The 23,559-nt window shown below is 73.8% G+C and carries 8 protein-coding genes; 6 read left to right on the top strand and 2 right to left on the bottom strand.

All coding sequences use genetic code 11. From position 1 onward, the window contains the following. Positions 1-205 precede the first annotated feature (205 nt). A complete protein-coding gene (locus VK611_27835) occupies positions 206-2,083 on the top strand; it encodes a hypothetical protein (protein ID HMG45175.1) in 1,878 nt (625 codons plus the stop codon). Between the two features lie 84 nt (positions 2,084-2,167). After that, positions 2,168-2,713 (top strand): winged helix-turn-helix domain-containing protein, encoded by a 546-nt coding sequence (locus VK611_27830; protein ID HMG45174.1) that lies wholly within the window; start codon positions 2,168-2,170, stop codon positions 2,711-2,713. On the opposite strand, the gene VK611_27825 is transcribed toward VK611_27830, so the two are convergent. After that, positions 2,706-5,429 carry a cation:proton antiporter gene (locus VK611_27825; protein ID HMG45173.1) on the bottom strand — a complete coding sequence of 908 codons (2,724 nt, stop codon included), beginning with the start codon at positions 5,427-5,429 and terminating at the stop codon, positions 2,706-2,708. The two genes, VK611_27830 and VK611_27825, sit on opposite strands and share 8 nt — an antisense overlap. A 107-nt stretch (positions 5,430-5,536) precedes the next feature. Continuing rightward, positions 5,537-7,087 carry an ammonium transporter gene (locus VK611_27820; GenBank protein ID HMG45172.1) on the bottom strand — a complete coding sequence of 517 codons (1,551 nt, stop codon included), beginning with the start codon at positions 7,085-7,087 and terminating at the stop codon, positions 5,537-5,539. Positions 7,088-7,493: 406 nt separating this feature from the next. Between VK611_27820 and VK611_27815 the strand changes: the two genes are divergently transcribed. The 4 genes from VK611_27815 to VK611_27800 all read left to right on the top strand — a co-directional run bounded on the left by VK611_27815 (position 7,494) and on the right by VK611_27800 (position 23,559). Further along, on the top strand, positions 7,494-11,951 hold the full coding sequence (locus VK611_27815) for a glutamate synthase-related protein (GenBank protein HMG45171.1): 4,458 nt from the start codon (positions 7,494-7,496) through the stop codon (positions 11,949-11,951). A gap of 95 nt (positions 11,952-12,046) precedes the next feature. Continuing rightward, positions 12,047-14,335 (top strand): serine/threonine-protein kinase, encoded by a 2,289-nt coding sequence (locus tag VK611_27810; protein HMG45170.1) that lies wholly within the window; start codon positions 12,047-12,049, stop codon positions 14,333-14,335. Positions 14,336-14,391: 56 nt separating this feature from the next. Continuing rightward, complete coding sequence (locus VK611_27805) at positions 14,392-14,934, top strand: hypothetical protein (protein ID HMG45169.1); 543 nt, start codon at positions 14,392-14,394, stop codon at positions 14,932-14,934. A gap of 18 nt (positions 14,935-14,952) precedes the next feature. Next, on the top strand, positions 14,953-23,559 hold the full coding sequence (locus VK611_27800) for an RNase A-like domain-containing protein (GenBank protein ID HMG45168.1): 8,607 nt from the start codon (positions 14,953-14,955) through the stop codon (positions 23,557-23,559).

The raw sequence follows: 23,559 nt of genomic DNA, 5'->3' as shown, positions 1-23,559 counted from the left end.
CTCCTCTTCGCAGGAGCCCCGAATTGGGGTTTGTGAGCCTGCGATTCTTGCGTTACCCCTCAGACCTGAATGACAGGAAGCCGTCACGTCACAACTTGGTAGCTGTTCGTGACATCTACCTGTCGGTTGTGACGGCCCGCGCTCCGTTCGTTCGCGGACGGAAGGCCACGACTAAGGTCGGGCCATCTCGACGGGCACGATCGACGTGACCGACGCCGCGGGGGACGTCGCCGCCGACGACGCTGCCGGCGCCAAGGTTCCTTCCCCGGCACGCACGGCCCTGTTGGTCGTGGGGCTCGTCGCCGTCGCGGGCGGGATCCCGCTGGCGATGGCGCTCGGCGTGCTCCACCAGCCCCGCTGGTACCCGCTGCTCGACCTCGCCCAGACCGAGTTGCGGGTGCGCGACGTCGGCACCGGTGACTCGCCGCTCGTCGGCCTCGCCGGTCGCATCAACGGCGACGACGGCCTGCAGGGCAGCCACCCCGGCCCGCTGAGCTTCTGGTCGCTGGCACCCTTCTACACCCTGTTCGGCCGAACGGCCTGGGCGCTGCAGGCCGCCGCCGCGTCGCTCAACCTGCTGGCCATGGGCGTCGCCGTGTGGATCGCCCACCGGCGGGGCGGGCCCTACGCGGCCCTCGGCGCCACCGTGGTGCTGGCGGTGCTCATGCGGGCCTACGCGGCCGACTGGCTCACCGAGGCATGGAACCCCTACATGCCGATGCTGTGGTGGGTGGTGTTCCTGCTGGCCGTGTGGTCGGTGCTGTGCGACGACCTGGCGCTGCTGCCGGTCGCCGTGTTCGCCGGCTCGTTCTGCGGGCAGACCCACATCCCCTACCTCGGTCTGGTGGTGGGTGTCGGCGGGCTGACCGCGGCTCTTCTCGCCTGGCGCCTCGTCAGCCGGCGCTCCGACCCCGGCCCCGACGCCGGCTCCCGGCGCAAGCTCCTCCGCTACGTGCTGCCGTCGCTCGGCCTGCTGGTGGTGCTGTGGCTGCCGCCGGTGATCCAGGAGGTCACCAGCGACCGCGGCAACCTCACCCTGATCCAGGAGAACTTCACCCGGGAGTCGAACGAGGAGGTGGGTGTCCGCCGGGCCGCCGAGGTGGTGATGTCCAACCTCTCGGTGACCAACCTGCTGGAGAGCCACAAGGGCAGCCGCGACGCCGTGAGCGGCGGCCTCGTGAACGCCCCCGCCCTGGCGCTGCTCGCCGTGTGGGGCGCCGCCGTGTGGCTGGCCTGGCGGCGGGGCTACCGCGACCTGCTCAACCTGCACGCCCTGGTGGCGGTGGCGCTGGTGCTCGGTGTGGTGTCGATCAGCCGGATCTTCGACCTGCTCTGGTACTACCTGGTGCTGTGGCTGTGGGGCACCGTGGCGCTGGCGCTGCTGGCGTCGGCCTGGACGTTCGTGCGGGCCTGGCCCCGACCGCGGGCGGAGCTCACCCGCTTCGGCACGGCCGGGCTGGTGGTCGTGCTGGTGGCCGTCACCGCCAAGTTCACCTACGACTCGGCGTTCGTGGAGCCCCCGGCGGCCGAGGAGTCGGCCGTCCTGGCGGAGGTCACGCCCGAACTGGTGGCCGAGCTGCGATCGGGTGATCTCCCGGGCGGCGGTGAGGACGGCCGCTACCTCGTGCGCTGGGGCGAGGACGCGCTGGCGATCGGCTCCCAGGGCTTCGGGTTCCTGCTCGAGCTGGAGCGGCAGGGCTTCGACGTCGGCGTGGTCCAGGCGCACGCCACCGGAGCGGTGGAGCACCGGGTCCGGTCCCTCGACGACGCCAGCGCCACCATCAACTACGTGATCGGCGAGCAGCACATCGAGCGCTGGCGGGCCGTGCCCGGCGCGGTCGAGGCCGTCCACTACGAGCCCCGGGACGACGCCGAGCAGCGCCGCTTCGACGACCTGCGCGCCGAGGTCGCCGACGGGCTGGAGGACCGGGGCCTCGGCGACCTGGCCGACCGGCTCGACGAGAACCTCTTCCGCGTCGGCATCGACCCCCGCACCCCGCCGGAGATCAGCACCGAGATCAGCGCGCTGATGGACCTCGGCCTGCCCACCGCGGTCTTCGTCGCCCCACCCGACGCGGGCTAGTTCAGCAACGGGTCAGGAACGTGCAGCACTTCGGTAATGCGCGTTGCACGGTGACGAAACGAGCCGTCCGTACCCTCGGCCCCAGTGACCAGCCACGCCGCCGACCTTGCCCCCGCCGTGGCGCTCCTGCGCTGGCCCGAGGACGCGTCGTCCCGCCGCCGGCTGGCGGCCGCCCGGCTCCCCCGGCTGCTCCTCGTCGGTGCCGGGGAGGAGCCCCCGCTGGACGACGACGAGCTGGAGGACTGGATCCGCCTGCCGTTGGACCCTGACGAACTGGCCGTGCGCAGCGACACGCTGGTGGAGCGGGCCCGCCACGTGGCCCCGCGGGCGACAGGCCTGGTGCTCGACGGCGACGACGTGCTGCACCGCGACGGGCGCTGGGTGGCCCTGCCGCCGCTGGAGGCCCGGGTGTTCGCCCAGCTCCTGGCCCGCCCGGGCGAGGTGGTCCGCCGGGCGGCGCTGACGGACGCCGGCTGGCCGACCGGCCTCCCGGTCGACGAGCGGGCGATCGACGGCGTCGTCAAGCGGCTGCGACGGCGGGTCGCCCCGCTGGGCGTGCAGGTCCACACCGTCCCCGGGGCGGGCTTCCTGCTCGACCACGTCGAGATGGGCACGCCCCCGGTCAGCTGACCGCCACGGAGTAGGCCGGGCTCCGCAGCCAGCGGCGCCGCGCCGTCACCCCGCCGCTGACGAAGCGCCGGATCGCGGCTTCGTCGTCGGCGTCGAGCTTGTTGCCGTCGGGGCCGTGGAGCAGGAACGTGTCGTGCGCCCGGCCGTCGTGGCCGGCGATCGTGGCCGACGCGACGTCGACGTCCGCCGCCGCGAACGCGGTGGCGAGCTGGTGCAGCAGCCGGGGCTTGTCGGGGGCGTCGACCTCGCAGGCGGTGTGCCATGGAGAGGCGTGGCGGTCGAACGACACCCGGGCCTCGGGCAGTGGTGGGCTGCTGAGCTCCTCGTCCAGCGCGGCCTCGACGGCCGCCTGCAGCACCTCCGCGTCGGGGACCCCGGCAGCCTGGACGCAGAACGACTCCAGCGCGGCGCCGTCGGGCCAGGTGGCGACCCCGGCGTGGCTGATCCCCAGGTCGAGATCGGCCAGCGCCCCGGTGGTGGCGGCCAGCAGGCCGTGGCGGTCGCGGGCGGCGACGTCCACCCAGGTGCAGTCGGACGCCGGTGTGACCGCGACCCGCACGGTGCCCGGGGCCGGCACGGTCCGCAGCAGCCCCGCGTGCCGGGCCAGCGCCGCCGGCTCCGCGCGCAGGAGGTGCGACCGGGGCGCGGTCTCGAGGCGTGCCCGCTGGGCCTCGTCGAGACCGACCAGCGACAGCGCGGCGGCCCGGTGCCGGTCGACCAGGTCGCGGGCCGCGGTGCCGGCCAGCGTGTCGTCGGCCAGCACCGTCTGGACCAGGTCGTGCAGCTCCCGCAGGCGGGCCAGCTCCCAGCGCTCCCTGTCGGCGTTGCGCAATGCGGTGAGGACGTAGAGGGCGCGGGCGCGCTCGGGCGTGGCGAGGTGGGTGGCCAGCGGCACGACCGCCGCCTCGCTGAGCCCTGCGGTGCGGTGCGCCGCCGCCCACAGCAGCTCCCGGTCACCGACCAGGGCGGCCACGTCGGACTGCGCCTTGGCGCCGAGCCCGAGGCGGGCGGTCAGGCGCTCGGCGGCGTCGACCGGGTCGCGGTGGGCCTCCAGCCCCTCGGCGAGCAGCATCGCCAGCAGGAGCCGGTCGCGGTGCTCGACGTGGTCGGCCTCGATGGAGATCGGATCGTCGGCGTCGAGGGTCCGCAGGCGCTCCAGGGCCACGAAGCTGTGGCTCTCCAGGGGGTCGATCGAGAAGGTCCCCGTGTCGCGGGCCCGGATCCCCTCGGCCAGCGGCGGCAGGGCCCGGTCGAGCATCCCGACCGAGTCGAGGAACCGCCACGACCGGGCGTGCCCCCGCTCGACGACGTGGAGGAGGTCGTCGAGGTCCTCGGGCGTCCACTCCACCCGGACGTCGTCGGCCGCGAACGCCGCCGACAGCCAGTCGAGCAGCTCGTCCGACGGCCGGTTGCGGCCCACCCGCCGGGCGGCGTCGAGCGAGATCGACAGGGCCGCGGCCTGGGGCGGGACGACTGCCAGGACGAGCTCGTCGCCCTCCAGCCGGAGCCACCCCCCGGGTGGCCGGGTGGCGACCGCATCCGATTCGCCGGCGGCGCGGGCCGCGGCGTGGAGGCGGCCGTAGCGGATCTTGAGCAGCTGCGGCGTGGCCAGGGTGGTGACCAGCACGACCAGCAGCAGCGCCGCGTAGAGGTCGTCGCCGATCACGCCGGTCTGCAGGCCGATGGTGGCGAAGATGAGGCCGACCTCGCCCCGGGGCAGCATCCCGAGGCCGATCAGCAGCTTGTCGCCCGGCGACCCGATGGCGCCCAGCGGCGAGACCATCTTGCCGACCACCGCCGCCACCAGCAGCAGGGCGGCGTCCCGCAGCACCTCGGGCCGGGTGAAGGCGTCGATCTCGGCGTCGATGCCGATCTGCAGGAAGAAGACCGGGATGAACAGGTGGCCGACCGGGGTCAGCTCCCGCCGGATGACGTGCGACTGGGCCGCTCGGCTCAGGGCGATGCCGGCCAGGAACGCCCCGATGATCGGTGCCAGGCGGGCGGCGTCGGCCAGCCGGGCGAAGGCCAGCGTGAACGCCAGGGCGAGGGCGACCATCGTCCCCGTCGAGCGCGACCACCGCTCGATCAGCCCGAACAGCGGCGCGGTGATCCGCAGCCCGACCGCCCCGCCGACCACGATGAACCCGACGGCGACGGCGACGATCCCCGCCACCGACAGCGCGGAGACCGAGCCCTCGGTGACCAGGCGCACCACCACGGTGAGCACGACCAGGCCCATCACGTCGTCGGCCACCGCGGCGCCCAGCACGGTGCGCGCCTCGGTGGTCGCCAGGGCTCTCAGGTCGCCGAACACCCGGGCGGTGATCCCCACGCTGGTGGCGGTGAGCGCGGCGCCGACGAACAGCGCGGTCTCACCGTCGGTCCCGATGATCTGCATGGCGCCGATCCCCAGCGCCATCGGGACGACCACCCCCACGGTGGCGACCAGCATCGACGCCCGGCCCACCCGTCCCAGCTCGCCGAGGTCCATCTCCATCCCGACCTCGAGCAGGAGCAGGATGACCCCGATCTCCCCGAGCGTGCGCAGCACCTCGTCGGAGTCGCCCACCAGGCCCAGCAGCGAGGGCCCGACCAGGACGCCGGCCAGGATCTCGCCGACCACGGCGGGGACGCCGATCCGCTCCGCGATCTCGGCCGCGAACTTCGCTGCGGCCAGCACCACCAGGATGTCCGTGAGGACGGTTGCTATGTCCATGCTCTCCCCGCCGTGGCCCGTACATGAGCCGGGTGGGCACGGCGCAACCCGTGCCCACCCGGATTCCCAAGGTCAGACCACGCTGTCGACCCTGTACCTCCGATCCGTCAGGTAGCGACGGGTTCGGTCTCCTCTTCCGTGGCACCGTTGGCCGTGGTGACGTCCGGCAGCAGGTTGAACTCGGGATAGGCGACTGCACCCATCTCGGGCATGTCCATGCCGGCGATCTCCACCTCGGCCGTCGGGCGGATGCCGCCCTTCATGATCTTGTTCTGCAGCTTGAAGAAGCCGTAGGCCAGCGGGAACAGGACCAGGACGATGACCGCAACGCCGATGGCCTGGGCGGCCAGCTGCTTCGCACCCAGCGAGGTGTCGTAGAGGATGCCGGTCACGCCGGGGTCCCCGTCCTTGGCCATCACATCGGCGGTCGGATCCAGGAAGTTCCAGCCCACGCCGAAGTCGCCGCTGGAGAAGATGCCGACGCAGAGCACACCGAAGAGGCCGTTGACGCCGTGGACGGCGATAGCGCCCACCGGGTCGTCGACCTTCAGCCTGTTCTCGATGAAGCCGTAGGCGAGGATCACCAGCACACCGGCGATGGTGCCGATCACGGCGGCGGCCCACGGCTGGACGAAGGCGCACGGTGCGGTGATCGCCACCAGGCCCGCGAGCATGCCGTTGACCATCATGCCGGGATCCGGCTTGCCGGCCCGCCACATCGTCCAGAACATCGCCGCCGTGGCACCGAACGCCGCGGCCAGCGCGGTGTTGGCCGCCACGAAGGCGAACCGGACCTCGGTCGCTGCGAGCGTCGAGGCGGCGTTGAAGCCGAACCAGCCGAACAACAGGATGAAGCAGCCGAGCATCGCCATCGGGATGTGGTGACCCGGGATGACGTTCGACGAGCCGTCCTTGTTGAACTTGCCGATGCGGGGGCCGAGCACCAGGGCACCGGCCAGCGAGGCGGCGCCACCGACGGCGTGCACCACACCCGATCCGGCGAAGTCGACGTAGCCGTAGCCGAGGCCCATGCTGTCGCCCAGCTGGCTCAGCCAGCCGCCGCCCCACGTCCACGCCGCGAACAGCGGGTAGAAGATGGCGCCGCAGAACAGGCCCCAGCCGACGAACGCCTTCCACTTCCACCGCTCGGCCATGGCCCCGGTCGGGATCGTGGCCGTGGTGTCCATGAAGGCCACCATGTAGAGGAAGAAGGCTGCGACCGCCGCCGAGCTCCCGGCCTTACCGAGGTCCGTGAGCGCGAAGCCGCCCTTCCACAGGAACACCCAGTCGCCGCTGCCGATGAGGGCGTCGCCGATCGGTGTCGTGTAGCCGAAGTCGAAGCCGGGCAGCGGGTAGTAATAGCCGCCGAAGGCGAACGAGTAGCCGCAGATGAAGAACGCGACGAAGCCGAGGCCGAAGATCGCGAAGTTCGTCGACACCACGTGGGCCGCGTTCTTGGCCCGGCAGAACCCCGTCTCGACGAGGGCGAAGCCGGCCTGCATGAAGATGACGAGGACGGCCCCGATGACGATCCACAGCAGGTTGGTCTGCTGCGCCAGGGCCGTGACCGGATCCGCGTCCTGCGCCGAGGCGACCCCCGGGAACGCGAGGACGAGGGCGCCGGCCAAGCCGAGCGCGGCAGGGACTTTGCGACGCATCACGAGCCCCTCTCCCGCCCGAGTCCCGGCAAACTCATGATGAGCATGCGTGACTTCCTTTCGTGAGGTGTTCAGAGTCAGGCGCGTGGCCCGATTCGCCACCGAACGTAGGAACGCGCTGTCACGCGTAGATGTCGCATCTGTGAACGAACTACCGCAATTAGCTGTTGTAGATAGGTAATGAAGCTTCGATGTTTCTGACCAAAGCCGATCGGACGAGCTCTCGCTATCCGAGCCCCGATCGACCCCCGTTCACCCAGCGTCGTGCGGGTCGCACGGGGGGAGGCGGCGGGGGAAATGGGAGGCATCCTCCACAGTGGTCGTCGGGTAGTCTGGCGGCGCTCCGGATGGGGCGCTCCCGGGCAACGGCGCCCATGTCGGCTTCCACACCCCAGGAGACGCGTCGTTGCCGCTAGTCCCCACCCGCGAACTCGACGCCTGTGGCATCGGCTTCGTTGCTGATGGTCAGGGTCGGGTGTCCCGCTCCATCGTCACCGCCGCGCTGCACGGCCTGGCCTGCGTGAAGCACCGCGGCGCCGTCGCCGCCGATGCCCGCACCGGCGACGGCAGCGGCCTGCTCACGCCGATCCCCCGGGCCATCTTCGGCGAGCGCACCGGAGTTGCCGTCCTGTTCGTGCGGGGCGACGACCCCCGCCCCGCGGTCGAGACCGCGGCCAAGGAGGAGGACCTGGCGGTCGTCGAATGGCGCGAGGTGCCGGTCGAGCCGGCGGCGCTGGGCGACCTGGCCCGCCGGAGCGCCCCGCACGTCGTGCAGGTGGTCTTCGAGGATGCCGCCGAGGTGCCGCTGGCGCAGGACGAGCGCCGGGCCCTGCGGTTCCGGCGCCGCATCGAGCGCGCCACGCTGGGCGTCTACGTGACGTCGTGCTCGTTCCGCACGCTCGTCTACAAGGGCCTGGCCGCCGCCGACGCCGTGGCCGACTTCTACCCCGACCTGGCCGACGACCGCTTCGCCGCCTCCTTCGCCGTCTTCCACCAGCGCTTCTCCACCAACACCCTGCCGAGCTGGGAGCGGGCCCAGCCGTTCCGGACCCTGTGCCACAACGGCGAGATCAACGCCCTGTGGGGCAACGAGAACCGCATGAAGGGCCGGGCCGAGCTCGGCACCGTGGCCGCCGGCCTGGGCGACGAGGAGCTGTACCAGCCGCTGCTCGACGCCGACGACTCCGACTCCGGCAAGCTCGACTCGCTGGTCGAGCTGCTGATGCGGGGCGGGCGCGACATCCGCCACGCCATGGCCATGGCCGTGCCCGAGGCGTGGGAGAACGTCCGCGACGTCGACGCCGACGTCCGCGGCTTCTACCGCTACCACTCGGCGCTGCTCGAGCCGTGGGACGGCCCCGCCGGCCTGGTGTTCACCGACGGCGTCGGTGTCGGCGCCTGCCTCGACCGCAACGGCCTGCGCCCCCTGCGCTACGCCGTCTGCGAGGACGGCTTCATCGCCGTGTGCTCCGAGGTGGGGGCGGTCGACCTGAGCGGCCACGGCGGCGTCACCCGGGGCCGGCTCGGTCCCGGCCAGATGCTGTTCGTCGACCCCACCCGGGGCGTCCTCGACAACCTGGCCTGCAAGGAGCGCATCGCCGCCGGCGCGCCCTACGCCCGGTGGGCCTCCGACGGCTTCTACAAGGTCCCCACCGGCGAACCCTCCCTCGAGGTGCCCGTCGACCTGGCGCAGCGCCAGGTGATGCACGGGTTCACCAAGGAGGAGCTGGCCATGGTCCTCAAGGAGATGGCCAGCGAGGCCTACGAGCCCACCTTCTCCATGGGCGACGACTCGCCGCTGCCCAACATGGCCCCCCGCACCCGGCCCATCAGCCACTACGTGCGGCAGCGCTTCGCCCAGGTCACCAACCCGCCGATCGACCCGCTGCGCGAGAAGGTCGTGATGAGCCTGCGGACCACCCTCGGGCCCCGCAAGCCGCTGCTCACCGAGCACCCCGACGCGGCGCGGCTGCTGTCGCTCCCCTCGTTCTTCGTGTACCCGTCGGGCGTCGAGCACATCGCCGAGGGCGGCATCGCGCCCTGGCGCGTCGGGCGGATGGACGCCACGTTCCCCGTCGCCGACGGCCCGGGCGGGCTGCGGTCCGCCGTCGACCGGTTGGCCGCCGCGGCCGTGGCCGCGGTCGAGGAAGGCCACGGCACGCTCATCGTCGACGACGGCGCGGCCGACGCGGCGCGCGCCCCCGTGCCGTCGCTGCTGGCCGTCGGCGCCATCCACCAGGCGCTCACCGCCGCCCGGCTGCGGTCGCGCACGTCGCTGGTGGTCGTCACCGACGACGCCCGCGACGTCCACGGCATCGCCGCGCTGCTCGGCTTCGGCGCCGACGCCCTGTGCCCCCGCCTGGCGCTGGCCACCATCGCCGACGAGGCCGACCGCAACCGCTACGGCCCCGCCACCAGCCCTGAGGCGCAGCACCGGTTCCAGGCCGCCGCCGAGGCGGGAGTCCTCAAGATCCTGTCGAAGATGGGCATCTGCACGGTCGACTCGTACCGGGGCGCCCAGATCTTCGAGGTCGTGGGCCTGGCCCCCGAGGTGGTCGACGTGTGCTTCACCGGCACACCCAACCTGGTGGGCGGCATCGGCTGGGCCGAGCTGGGCGCCGACGTCCTCACCCGCCACGAGGCCGCCTGGGCCACCGACGAGGAGCCCGACCTGGCGTCGCCCGGCTACTACCGGGTGCGCAAGGGCGGCGAGCCCCACACCAAGGACAAGGACACCGTCCAGGCCCTCAACGACCTGACGCTCGTCCAGGAGAAGCCGCCGGAGGGCGTCACCCGCGAGATGCAGGCGGCCCACGTGCTGCAGTCGGCGATCCGCTCCGAGTCGACCGACCGCTACGACGCCTTCACCAAGCTGGTGCTGGAGCGGCCGCCGATCGAGCTGCACGACCTGCTGGAGCTGGTGCCGGCCAGCGAGCCGGTGCCGCTCGACGAGGTGGAGGCCGCCACCGACATCGTCAAGCGCTTCTCGACCGGCGCCATGTCGCACGGCTCCCTGTCCCGGGAGGCCCACGAGACACTGGCGCAGGCCATGAACCTGATCGGCGCCCGGTCGAACTGCGGCGAGGGCGGCGAGGACCCCTACCGCTACCGCACCCGGGGCCAGGGCCGCGACGACAAGAACTCGAAGATCAAGCAGGTGGCGTCGGGCCGCTTCGGGGTCACGCCCGAGTACCTGGCCCACGCCGACGAGCTGCAGATCAAGATGGCCCAGGGCTCGAAGCCCGGCGAGGGGGGCCAGCTCCCGGGCCACAAGGTGTCGAAGGAGATCGCTCGGTTGCGCCACACGCAGCCCGGGGTCGGCCTCATCTCGCCGCCGCCCCACCACGACATCTACTCCATCGAGGACCTCGCCCAGCTCATCTTCGACCTCAAGCAGGTCAACGCCGCCCAGGTGTCGGTGAAGCTGGTGGCCGAGGACGGCGTCGGCACCATCGCCGCGGGCTGCGTGAAGGCGCTGGCCGACGTGGTGCACCTGTCGGGTCAGAACGGCGGCACGGGCGCGAGCCCGCTGTCGTCGATCAAGCACGCCGGCCTGCCCTGGGAGATCGGCCTGGCCGACACCCAGCAGTCGCTGGTCGCCAACAGCCTCCGCAGCCGGGTGCGGGTGCGGGTCGACGGCGGCTTCCTCACCGGCCGCCAGGTGATCACCGCGGCCCTGCTCGGCGCCGACGAGTACAGCTTCGGTACCGGCGCCATGATCGCCGAGGGCTGCATCATGCTGCGGGCCTGCCACAACGACACCTGCAAGCCGGGCGTCGCCACGCAGCGACCGCACCTGCGGGCCAACTTCGCCGGCACGCCCGAGGGCGTCGCCGCCTACTTCATGTTCATGGCCGAGGAGGTGCGGCGGCACCTGTCGACGCTGGGCCTGCGCTCGCTCGACGAGGCCATCGGGCGCGTCGACCTGCTGCGCCAGAAGGTCACCGGCAACGACCGGGCCGACGCCATGGACCTGTCACCGCTGCTGGTCGATCCCGTCGACCCGGCGACGCCCGACGAGCCCCGCCGCTTCGTGGAGCGGGTCGCCATCCTCGACCCCCGGTCCGACCTGGGCGACCAGCTGCTGGCCGATGCCTACCGCCACATCTGGGACGGCGACCGGGTCGACCTGTCGTACCGCATCTCGAACGCCGACCGGGCCTTCGGCGCCGCGCTGTCGGGCGCCCTGGCGCTGGAGTACGGGGAGCGGCCGCCCCGCGGGTCGGCCCGGGTCACGCTCACCGGCACCGCCGGGCAGAGCTTCGCCGCGTGGCTGGCCCACGGCGTGGAGCTCCACCTCACCGGCGAGGCCAACGACTACGTCGGCAAGGGCATGGGCGGCGGCCTCGTGGTGATCCGCCCGCCCGACGACGACGTGTCCGACCTGCCCATCCTCGCCGGCAACACCTGCCTCTACGGGGCCACCGACGGCGAGATGTTCATCGCCGGCGGCGTGGGCGAGCGCTTCGGCGTCCGCAACTCGGGGGCCACGGCGGTCGTCGAGGCGGCGGGCGACCACTGCTGCGAGTACATGACCGGCGGCACCGTCGTGGTGCTCGGCCCGGTGGGCGCCAACCTGGGCGCGGGCATGACCGGCGGCCAGGCGTTCGTGTTCGACGACCGCTTCGAGCGGCTCGTGAGCCGCGTGAACACCGACCTGGTCGACGCCGTGCGGCCCGACGAGTCGGGGCTGCAGGAGGTGCGCTGGCTGGTCGAGCGGCACGCCGAGCTCACCGGGTCCGCCCGCTCGCTCGCCCTGCTCGCCGACTGGGACGAGGTGACCGACCACCTCTGGCACATCCTCCCGAAGGACCGGGTGCGCCGCATCGAGGACTCGGCCGCGGAGCGCGTCGTCAACGCGTGATCATGAGAAAGCCTTCCTGAGTACGCGCATTTTCGACGATCGTTACAAGACTGTTGCTGTCGGGGCGTGCGGGAGCAAGTACTCTCGCCTCCCCGATGGCCCTTGCCGCTGCGCCAGAGATTTCGGGGTTTCGCGCCCTATCACCGCTGGGATACGGACCTACGAGCACCATCTACAGCGCGCAGGCCGACGCCCTGGGCCGCTGGGTGGCGCTGACCGTCTACACCACAGCTCTGCCCAACGAACGCGCCCAGCGCCGCTTCGACCGGTCGTTCGAGGTCGCCCGGAGGCTCGGGGCGCACCCGCACATCGTCACGATGCTGGAGAGCGGCCTCACCTTCGAGCGCCAGCCCTACGTGGCCACGGAGATCTACGAGCGGGGCACGCTGCAGACCCGGGTGGAGGGCCGCCAGCCGCAGTCGATCGACGACGTGCTGCACATGGGCGTCCAGCTCGCCGGGGCCCTGGAGACCGCCCACCGGGCCGAGGTGGTGCACGGCGGCATCCATCCCGCCCGGGTGCTGCTGTCCAACGAGGGTGAGCCGGCGCTGGCCGACCTGGGCCTGGTGCCGCTGGTCGACCGGGGTGGGCTGGCCGCTCTCGTGAGCCCGATGTCGTTCCACGCCCCGCCCGAGGTGCTGGAGGCGCGGCCGGTGATCCCGGCCACCGACGTCTACGCCCTGGCCTCGACCCTGTACGCCGCGCTCGCGGGCCGGGCGCCGTACCAGCGGGGCGACGACGACACGACGGCGGCGCTGCTGGTCCGCATCCTGCAGCACGACGTGCCGCCGCTGGGGCGGTCCGACGTGCCGGGCTCGCTGGAGGAGACCCTGCGACGGGCGCTGCGGTCGGAGCCGGAGGACCGGCAGGCCCGGGCGCTGGCGTTCGCCCGCGAGCTGCAGTCGTGCCAGAAGGAGCTGGGCCTGCCGGTGTCGCAGCCGATCGTGCTCGACGTGGCCGCCAGCATCCGCCTGGCCAGCGACGCCTCGACCGAGCCCCGGCTGGCGGTCGCCCCGGTGGTGGAGCCGGCGCCGCCGAGCCAGCCGATGCAGCGGGTCTTCGTGCCGGCCCCCGAGGAGCCGGATGCCGCGGCACCCGAGCCGACACCGGCGCCTGCTCCCCCTGTGGCCGCCGAGCCCCCGACGCCGCTGCCGACCGCCCCTCCCCCGCTGCCCGAGCCCCTCGTCCCCGGCCCGTTCCCGCCCCCCACGTCGGCCCCGTCGAACGGCTTCGATCCCGGCCCGTTCCCACCGCCGACGTCGAACCCGTTCGACCCGCCGCCCGGATCCAACGGCTTCGGCCACGACCCCTTCCCCGCCCCACCGGCACCACCGCCCGGGCCCAACGGCAACGGCTTCGACCCCTTCCCCGCCCCACCGGACCCGCTGCCCGGGCCCAACGGCAACGGCTTCGACCCGTTCCCACCCCCGACGTCGGCCCCGGCGGCCGGGCCCGAGTCGTTCGACCTCGACTCCCTCCCGGTGCCGACGTGGGCAGCGCCGCCGCCCGAAGCGCCCGTCGTTCGCTCGGGATACGTCGACCTGGGCTCGGGCGACTCGTTCGCGCCGCCACCGTCGACCGACCACGTGAACGGCGAGGCGTTCGAGTTCGGGATGACCCCCGAGGCCCGCGCCGAGATGCGCGGCGAGCCGGCTCCGGCGCCGAAGGTCCGGTCGTTCGACTCCCACGCCAAGGGTGCCGACTCCGCCTGGGGCCCGGTGAGCGGGCCCGACAGCGCCTCCGTCCTCGAACCCGCGGCGCCGGCAACCGCGGTGGAACCGGCCCCGTCACCGTCGTGGCAGGACCTCGCTGCCCCGCCCGGCACCGAGGTGCGGTCGCCGTTCGCCGGGGTGCAGAGCCTGGACCTGCGGCCCCGCGACGGCGACGCCCCGACCACCGCCGCCCCGCCGATGCGGGCACTGCCGGTGATCGTGCTGGTGGCGCTGGTCGTCGTGCTGGGCGCCGGGCTGGCCTGGGCGGTCACCACGAAGGACCCGGCCGAGAGCGACGCCGCCAACGACGCGGACGCCTCCGCCACGTCGGGGGCACCACCCGCCGACGAGGAGATCCCCCACGTCGCGGTCACCGCGGTGGAGAACCCGTCGGGCGTGCAGCTCGACTGGGACGGCGGCTCCGACGGCAACCAGATGGTGCTGGTCCTGTCGGAGACCGAGACACCCCGCCTGCTCCCCGCCGAGACCGGCACGGCGCTGCTGGTGCCCGGCAACTCGCTGGCCGCCGCCAACGGCTACTGCTTCGCCGTGACCACCACGTCGAACCCGCCGCCGGCCCCGGCGCTCCTCGCCGCCGACCTGCCCGACGAGGCGCTCAGCCCCGCGGCCTGCATCCGGGGCGCCTCCCCCACCACCGTCCGCCGCGACTGACCCAAGTCCTCCGAGGGCGCGGCACTTTCCGCGCGCAGGAGTGACATCTTGGCGGCATGGGCGATGACCTGAAGGCCCTCCCGGACCTCGACCTGACCGTCTACACCACGCTGGCGACGGCGTACCGCACGGCGGCCAACACGATCTGGGGGCAGAACAAGGGGCGCATGGACCACGTCGTGGCGGCGGCCACCCAGTGGGTCGGCCAGACCCAGGAGGCCTACGCGGCCCGCTTCGAGCAGGGCTACAAGGACGGCGCCGAGATCTGCGGGGCGCTGTACCAGGCGGCGGCGATGATCGACGGCAACACCACGTCGGTGCCGGAGGCGTTCCAGGAAGGGTTCGCCCAGCTGGCCACCACCGGCATCGGCGAGAAGAACCTGCTCGCCGCCGCCCGCCGCGAGAACGAGCGGCGCCAGGCCGCCCGCGAGTGGCTGGAGCGGCGCGAGAGCTACCGCAACAACGACAGCGTGTGGGATTCGTTCAACGACCTCATCGGCAACGACCCCGACTGGGAGTCGATCCCCGAGATCGGCCCGATGCCGGAGAAGGTGGAGGAGCCGTTCCTCGAGGCACCACCGGCCACCGTCGAGGCCTGAGGGGACGGCGGCGGAATCGTGGCATCACTGTCGGCGAGGATCGGGACCCTGCGGTCGGCCGCGGGCGAGCTGGGCAAGCTCGACACGGCCATCCGCACCGCGCAGGAGACCCTGAGCGGCGCGCACAACGGGTTCAACAACAGCAAGGAGTTCGGGGCGCTCGACGCGGCCGCCCTGCTCGGGCAGATCCTCACCTGGGTCGACCTGAACGGCAAGGACATCGACTACCTCAACACCGTCGCCCAGGTGTTCGAGGACACCGACGCGCGGCTCGGCCGCGAGGCCACCGACACCGAGATCCAGGCGGCGCTGGCGGCGGCGGGGCTGACGGGCCCGCGGCCCGACATGACGATCGACCAGGTGAAGCTCACCGGCATCCCGACCACGTCGGGCTTCTCCAACGATCCGGTCAACACGGCGTCCGGCAACTTCTACGAGGTCGAGGACGACCTCGGCTTCGGGCCCGCCTTCGGGTGGTTCGGGTTCCGGCGCACCTACAACAGCCGCCACCGGTTCGTCGGCCCGTTCGGTCCGGGCTGGTCGAGCATCGCCTCGGCCCGGCTGGTGCTGTCGGCGTCCGAGCGCTTCGCCACCTGGCTGGGCCCCGACGGCCAGGCCGGCCGCATCCCCATGGCCGACGGGACCCTCCCCGGCACCCAGGGCCACGTCGAGCACCACCCCGAGCACCCCGCAGCGCCCCTCCGCCTCGTCTTCCCCCTCGAGGACCTCACCTGGCACTTCGACGCCGATGGTCGGCCCACCCTGCTCGACAAGGGCCCCGGCGACCAGATGCGGCTGTCGTGGCGGGGCGAGCAGCTGCTCGGCATGCGGCACGTGCGCGGCCGCGGCGTCACCCTCACCTGGGACGCCGCCCGCACCCGTGTCGTCGCCGTCGAGGCCGACGACGGGCGCAAGGTCACCTACGCCTACGACGAGGCCGGCCAGCTCACCGGTTGCGACGGCCCCCAGGGCCGGCGCACCTACGAGTGGGACGACAAGGGTCGCATCACCGCGGTCGTCGACGCGGACGGTGTGGTGGAGGCCCGCAACAACTACGACATCCAGGGCCGGGTGGTCCAGCAGCTCACGCCCTTCGGGCGCCGGATCCGCTTCTGGTACCGGCCCGGCCTGGTCACCGAGGTCGACGACACCGACGGCGGCCCGCTCAACGCCTGGTACCACGACGAGCGCGGCCAGCTCGAGCAGGTCGTCGACGGCGAGGGCGGCACGACCACCAACCTGTGGACCGCCGGCGGTCAGGTGGCGGCGATGACCGACCGCCGGGGTGGGGTCACCCGCTACACCTACGACGAGCACGGCCGGCAGGTCCGGACCGAGCTCCCCGGCGGCACCTGGGAGGAGCAGGCCTGGGACGACCGGCACCGCCTCGTCGCCGTGACCACCCCGGCCGGCACCACCACCTACGGCTACGACGGCGACCAGCGGCGGCCGTCGTCGATGCGCGACCCCGAGGGTGGCACCGTCCGCACCGAGCTCGGCGACGACGGCCTGGTGCTGGCCGTGACCGACCCCGACGGCTACCGCCTCTCGTTCACCTACGACGACGAGGGCCGGGTGGTCACCAGCACCGACCCGTCCGGTGGCGTCCGTCGCTACGAGTACAACGCCCACGGCCAGACCGCCGCCGTCACCAGCCCGCTCGGCCACGTCGTGCGCTTCGGCCACGACGCCGCCGGCCGCGTCGTCACCCGCACCGACCCCGACGGCAGCGTGTGGCGCACCGAGCACTCCCCCGCCGGCCGCGTGCTGGCCGTCGTCGACCCGCTCGGCAACCGCGAGGAGACCCGCTACGGCGCCCACGGCGAGCGCAGTGAGGTCGTCGACCCGCTCGGCGGGACCACCCGCTACGACTACGACACCCAGGGCAACGTCGCCGCGATCCTCGACCCCCTCGGCCACACGTGGCGCACCGAGCACGACGGCTGCCAGCGCCCCGTCGCCACCGTCGACCCGCTCGGCCACACCTGGCACCGGCGCCACGACCCCGAGGGCGAGGTCAGCGCCACCGACGCCCCGTCCGGCAAGCGCCAGGAGATCCCCCGCGACGAGGCCGGGCGGCCCCTCGCCCTCACCGCCGCCCACGCCGGCAGCCTCCTCGGGCCCACCGCCCGCCAGGACCCCGACGCACTGCCCTTCCAGATGTTCCTCGCCGCCGGCTTCGCCGGCCTCCCCGACGCGGCGGAGGTCACGGTCGGCTACGACGCCGCCGGCAACGTCGCCACCCTGGGCCGGGCCGACGGCACCGAGGCCCGCTCCGAGTACGACGGCTGCGGCCGCGTCGCCGTGCTGGTCCAGCCCAGCGGCGCCACCACCCGGTTCGGCTACACGCCGGGCGGGCGCCTGTCGCTGGCCACCGGCCCCACCGGCAGCATCACCCGCTACCGCTACGACGACTGCGGCCGGATGGCCGAGATGATCGACCCGACCGGCAGCCGCACCCGGGTCCGCTACGACGCCGACGGCAACGTCGTCGAGCTGCTGGAGGCCACCGGCGACCGCACCCGCCACAGCTACGACGCCTGCAGCCGGGTCGTCTCCTCCACCACCGCCAACGGCGGCACCACCACCTACGAGTACGACGCCGCCGGCCGGCAGGTCGCCGTCACGTCGCCCACCGGGGGCGTCACCCGGATCGCCCACGACGCCGCCGGCCGCACGATCGCCACCACCGACGCCAACGGCGGCACCACCACCTACGAGTACGACGGCCGCGACAACCTGGTGGCCGAGATCGACCCCCTCGGCGCTCGCACGACCCACGTCTACGACGCCTGCGGCCGGCTGACGGCCACCGTCGACCCGCTGGGCCGGGAGACGACCCGCGTCTACGACGTCGACGGGCGCCTGGTGTCGATCACCGAGCCCGACGGCACCGTCCACGAGCTCCTCGACGACAGCGACGAGCCCGATGCCTCCGATGCCTCCGGCGAAGGCGGGGACGCCGACGGCCCGGCGCTGGTGCGCGACGAGCTGGGCCGGATCAGCGAGGTCGCCACACCCGACGGCCAGGTGCTGCTGCGCCACGAGTGGGACGTCGACGGCAACCTCGTCGGCGAGACCACCATCACCGCCACCCAGGGCTGGACCTACGACCCCGCGGGCCGCCTCGTCGCCCACACCCTGGAGCTGCCCGGCCAGGAGCCGGCCACCACCCACTTCCGCCTCGACGCCGGCGGCCGCCCCGTCACCGTCACCGACCCGGCGCTCGGCCGGGTGGTCGTCGAGCGCGACGCCGCCGGCCGCGCCACCCGCGTCGTCGGCGCCGGCCTCGACGAGCGCCGCACCTGGCGGCACGGCCAGCTCAGCGCCTGGGCCCGGGTCCGCTCCGCCGACGAGGCCGCGGCCGCGCTCGCTGCCGAGGTCCGCTACGTGCGCGACGTGACCGGCCGGATCACCCGCGCCCGCCACGGCGACGGCACGACCGTCGACTACCGCTACGACCCCGCCGGGCAGCTCACCGAGGTCCGCCGCGACGACTCGACCTGGCGGTTCGGCTGGGACGCCGCCGGCCGGCTCGCCACCGAGGACACGCCCGACGGTCGCCGCGCCTTCACCTACGACGCCGCCGGGCAGCTCACCGAGCTCGACGACCACGACGGCACCACCCGCGTGGCCTGGGACCTCGCCGGTCGCCGCGAGTCGGAGGTCGGCCCCGCCGGCACCCGCTCCTACACCTGGGACGCCGACAGCGGCCGGCTCAGCGCCGTCCTGATCGAACCCGTGGGCGTCGACGACCCCACCGTCCACCAGCTCGACTACGACATCCTCGGGCGGCTGTGCGCGGTCGACAACACCGCCCTGGCCTGGGACGCCGCGACCGACCCCGTGCCGCGCCTGGTCGGCGTCGCCGGCCAGCGCATCACCGGGGCCCCCGGCGCACCCGTGGCGCCGGCCCTGGTCGCACCGGACGGGATGCCCGACTGGCTCCCCGCCGTCGACGACCGCTACGACGTCCCCGGCCTCGACCCGTGGGGCCGGGCGGGACGGGCGCAGGGTGGCGGCCCGGTCCTCATCCCGGGCTCCGACCTGGCGTTCGGGCACCGACAGGAGCTCAGCATCGACGGCCTGGTGTGGCTGCGCGCCCGCGCCTACGACCCGACGACCCGCAGCTTCCTCTCCCCGGACCCGCTGCCGCCGGTCCCCGGCGCACCCTGGACCCACAACACCTACCACTACGCCGCCAACGACCCGGTCAACTTCTGCGATCCCCTGGGCCTCCAGGCCCTGAGCGACGAGGCCCTCGCCGAGGTCCGCGCCGACTTCAAGAAGGGCTGGTGGGAGAAGCACTGGAAGGTCGTCGCCGGCATCGGCGTGGTGGCGCTGGGCGTCGTCCTCACCGTGATCCCGGTCGGCGGTCCCCTGGGCGTCGGCCTGATGCTGCTCGGCGGCGCCCTGATCGGCGGCGGCGCCTCGTACTCCATGCAGATGGGGATGACCGGCGAGGTCAGCTGGAAGCAGGTGTTCATCGATGCCGGCATCGGCGCCCTCAGCGCCGGGCTCTCCGGGCTGGCCGCCAAGGGCCTCTCCTCGGTCGCCATGCCCACACTCGCCCGGGTGAGCACCGTGGCCGCCACGGAGGCCGTCGTCAACGTGGGCGCCGGCATGACCACCCGGGCGATCAACGGGCAGCCGGTCCTCGACTGGACCAGCATCGGCATCGACGCCGGCGTCGGCGGCATCCTGGGCGGGGGCGTCGCGGGCGGCATCGCGTGGAAGGCGGCCCGCAACGCACCGACCGTCCCGGTCTCGACGCCGGACACACCGACGATCGTCCCGACCAACGTCGACGGCCCGAGGGTCGAGATCCCGGCCTCGGGTATCGACGACCTCCCGACCGGTACGAGCACCACGGGAGCCGGCGAGCCGGTCAACACCAGCACGACCACCACCGGAGCGGGCGACAACCCCGGCGCCAACACCGGAGCGGGCGACAACCCCGGGGCGAACACCGGAGCGGGCGACAACACCGGCGCCGACACCACCACGACGGCCGGCGACAACCCCGCCGACACCACCACGACGGCCGGCGACCCGAACGTCGTCAACCCGGCCGACAACCCGGCCGCCCCGGGCCAGACCGTCGACCAGCCCCGGGTCGACACGACGACCACCGCCGCGGGTGATCCGAACGTCGTCAACCCGGCCGACAGCCCCGTCGGCGCCGTCGACCAACCCCGCGTCGACACAGCGGCCCAGCCGGCCGGCCAACCCCGGACCGAAGCTCCGGCGCAGCCGGTCGACACACCGGCCCGTGTCGCCGACCCCGAGGCCTTCGCCCCCATCCACCTCGGGGAAGGCCCCCGGGTCAACGCCCTCGACCAGCCCCGCGTCGACGCCCCCACCGGCACCGGCCTCGACGACTTCGAGCCGATCCACCTCGGTGACCAGCCGGTGGTCCGGGGCGCCGACGACGTCCCGGCCCGGACGCAGATGGAAGCACCCCCGGCCCGTGCCGTCGAGGACCCGGCGGCCCGCCTCGACCCCGAGCTCGAGCCGGCCGCGGCCGCCGTCGTCTCGTCGCCCTCCTCCGCCCCCGCCGCCGCGGCAGCCGGCGCCTCGACCCCGGCACCGGCCGTCCGCGCGCCGGTCCCGTCCGGTGCAGTCGGGCCCGGCAGCTCCGTCCCGAGCAGCCCCGGCGGTCCCACCGGGCCCGGCGGCTCCGGCCCGGGTGGCCCCGGTGGTCCCGGTGCGGGAGCCCCACCGCCGCGGTTCCCCCCACGCCGGCCCAGCCAGTGGCACGACATCGCCGACCCGGGCCTGCAGGGCAACGCCCTCCTGCCCGACGGGACCCGCGTGGGCGACCACTTCCACGGCCCCACCAGCCGCCTGCCCCGGGACGCCCGCGACCTCACGGCCGGGTTCGTCACCGTCGACGGCCAGATCCCGCCGAGCATGCGGGCAGCCGACCCGAGCATCGCCGCCAACCCCGGCAACGCCGTCCGGTTCAGCGGCAACGGGCTCCACGCCGAGGACGTCGTCATCCAGTCGGGCGATCTCCAGCGGGCCGTGCAGGACGCCGCCGAGCTGGCGGCCGCCACGGGCAACCGGGTGCCGGTGAACCTCGTGATCAACCGGTCGCCGTGCAACACCCGGTGCCCCACGACCATCACCAACTACGTCACCCGCGAGCTGCCCGGGGCCCTGGTGCGCCCGCCGCGCATCTCGCAGGTCGACTGGGACGCCGCGCTCCGCAACGTCGACATCGAGCTGCACGTCCCCCACGCCTACGAGCCGCCCCGGATCGCCGACCGCACCACCACCGGCGACCTGCTGCAGCTCGAGTCGAGCGGCGTGCGGGTGGTCGTCTACCAGCCCCGACCCGGGGAGTACCGGCCTGGCAACCCCGCCGCCGGCGGGAAGGGCTCGGGCGGCAACGACGGCGGCAGCGGGGAGGCGCTCAACGAGACCCTCACCCACCTCGACGACTACCGGCTCACCACCGGCAGCCGGCCGCCCCGGCACTGGACCGAGACCGGCGAGCCGCCGGGCCCCGAAGGCCTCCCGCCGAGTGGCGGCCCCGACCCCGGCCCCGACGTCCCCGGCGGCCCCCGCACCACCGACCCGACGACCCCACAGTCCCGGGCCGACACCCCGGCGGCCCCCCAGGCCCGCACCGGCGGCCCCGCCGATGTCAGTCCCCCCGCCCGCCCCGTCGAGCCGCCCGCCGCTCGACCTGCCGACCCACCCACTGGACGCCCCACCGAGCCGCCCGCTGCTCGACCCACCGACCCACCCGTCGGACGCCCCACCGAGCCGCCGGGAGGCCGGCCCGTCGAGCCGCCCGCTGCTCGACCCGCTGATCCGGCCCAGCCGACCGGGCCCCGACCCGTCGACCAGCCGTCCGGGCCCCGGACCGGCGAAGAGGTTCCCGGCCCGCGGGCCGGTGAACCCGGCAGCCCCACCACCCCCGCCGCACGGGCCGGTGAACCGGAGAGCCCGGGGGTCCGGGGCGGAGAGGCCGACCCGGCAGCACCGCCCGGGGCCCGTGACGTCGACGTGCCCGGGGGGACCGGAGGGGGTGCCGGACCGAGAGGCGCACCCGACGCGCCCGGTCGGCCGGCACCGGACGGACACCCGGCACCGGACGGTCAGCCGTCGAGCTCCCCGGAGCCCGTCGATGGCACGGCCGTCGACGGCACGGCCCAGGTGCCGCCGCGTCCGGACAGCACGCCGGCGCCGCTCCAGCCCGTCCCTCCGCCGCGCCTCAACCCCGGGTTCCGGCCGGTCATCAAGCCGGAGACCCCCGCCAAGTGGTGGCAGATCAACCGCAAGCTCAAGGGCCTGAAGGAGTCGCTCTTCCCCAAGAGCGTGAGGATGGAGACGCCCCCGCCGCCCGGGCAGGCACCGGCGCACCTCCACCCCACGCACCAGATCGATCTGCTGATCCAGCAGCAGTACGTGCGGCAGGTGTTCCACCCCTCCCCCGTCGACGTGGGCCAGCGGGTCAGCGACCTCTACCCCCACCGGTTCGCTCCGACCCCCGGCGCCGACCAACGGCTCGCCGACGCGATCGAGCAGTTCGGACGCGAGAACCCGGAGCAGTGGCTCGACTTCGTCAACCCCCACTTCAACGCCGGCAACGGGGGGATGAACGCCTACGGGACCAACTGCACCGACAACATGCGGGCCTACGCCGACGCCCGCCAGGGCGCCCAGCCCTACGCGGCCTCGGGCGACCGGGCGTTCTTCGAGGCCGACCTCACCGCGTGGTGGGCCGGAGCGGTGCCCAACAACACCATCTACGCCCAGAACCTCGGTGACCTCGGCCTCTTCCAGCAGCGGGCGTGGAGCCACGTCGCCCTCCAGTTGCGAGGGCATCCGCCGGGCACGGTCGCCATCGTCGGCGTCGGCTGGGAGCCGTACATGGTGAACGGCGTCGCTCAGCGCGGTGCCGCCCACGTGTTCGGCGCCGAGGTCGCCCCGGACGGCACGCTGCGGTGGGTCGATCCGCAGCCGAAACCCCCGGTGTACCGGCCGTGGCCGCCGCAGTACCCGAACCGGGTCAGGTTCGTGCAGTCGATGTTCCGCCGCCCCGACGAGATGGTGTGGCGCACCGACAGCCCGCTGGACCAGTACCGGGCCGTGCCGAGCGCCCCGATCGACGGGCCCTTCCAGTCGAACATCACCCCGTACCGGTTCGAGGGCGGGACCCTGGCCATGCACGATGGGCTCCCCTCACTGACGGGGGGCCAACCCGGCCCCGCCCTGACCGAGCACATGGGCGCCGCCGACTCGTTCATGGAGCACCGGCTGTGGCAGAACCCCGACCTGCCCTACCACTCGACCTTCGACAACGGCCACACCGCCGACTTCTGGGTCGACCAGGCGATCGGCTCCAACCAGGCCCGGGTCGACCAGTGGCTCCAGGGCTCGACGGACGCCCGCCTCACGATCGACCAGCCCTTCTCGTCCGTCACCGGCCGAGCCATGGTGCAGGGCCAGAGCACCAGCGTGCCGGCCACCGGCGTCAAGGTGGTGCTCGAGCGGCGTCCCCCGGGCTCGTGGCCCGCCTACCTCATCGTGAAGGCGCAGCCGAGCCTCGTGGCACCCCCGCCGCCGCCCACGTTCCCGCCCACCGTCGCCGGCCCGGCCGGCGTCTCGTAG

This window comes from Acidimicrobiales bacterium, assembly GCA_035316325.1.
Taxonomy (GTDB): Bacteria; Actinomycetota; Acidimicrobiia; order Acidimicrobiales; family VFJN01; genus DASXTK01.
The sequence above is the reverse complement of the archived record's forward strand: the minus strand, read 5'-3'. Positions and strand labels throughout refer to the sequence as shown.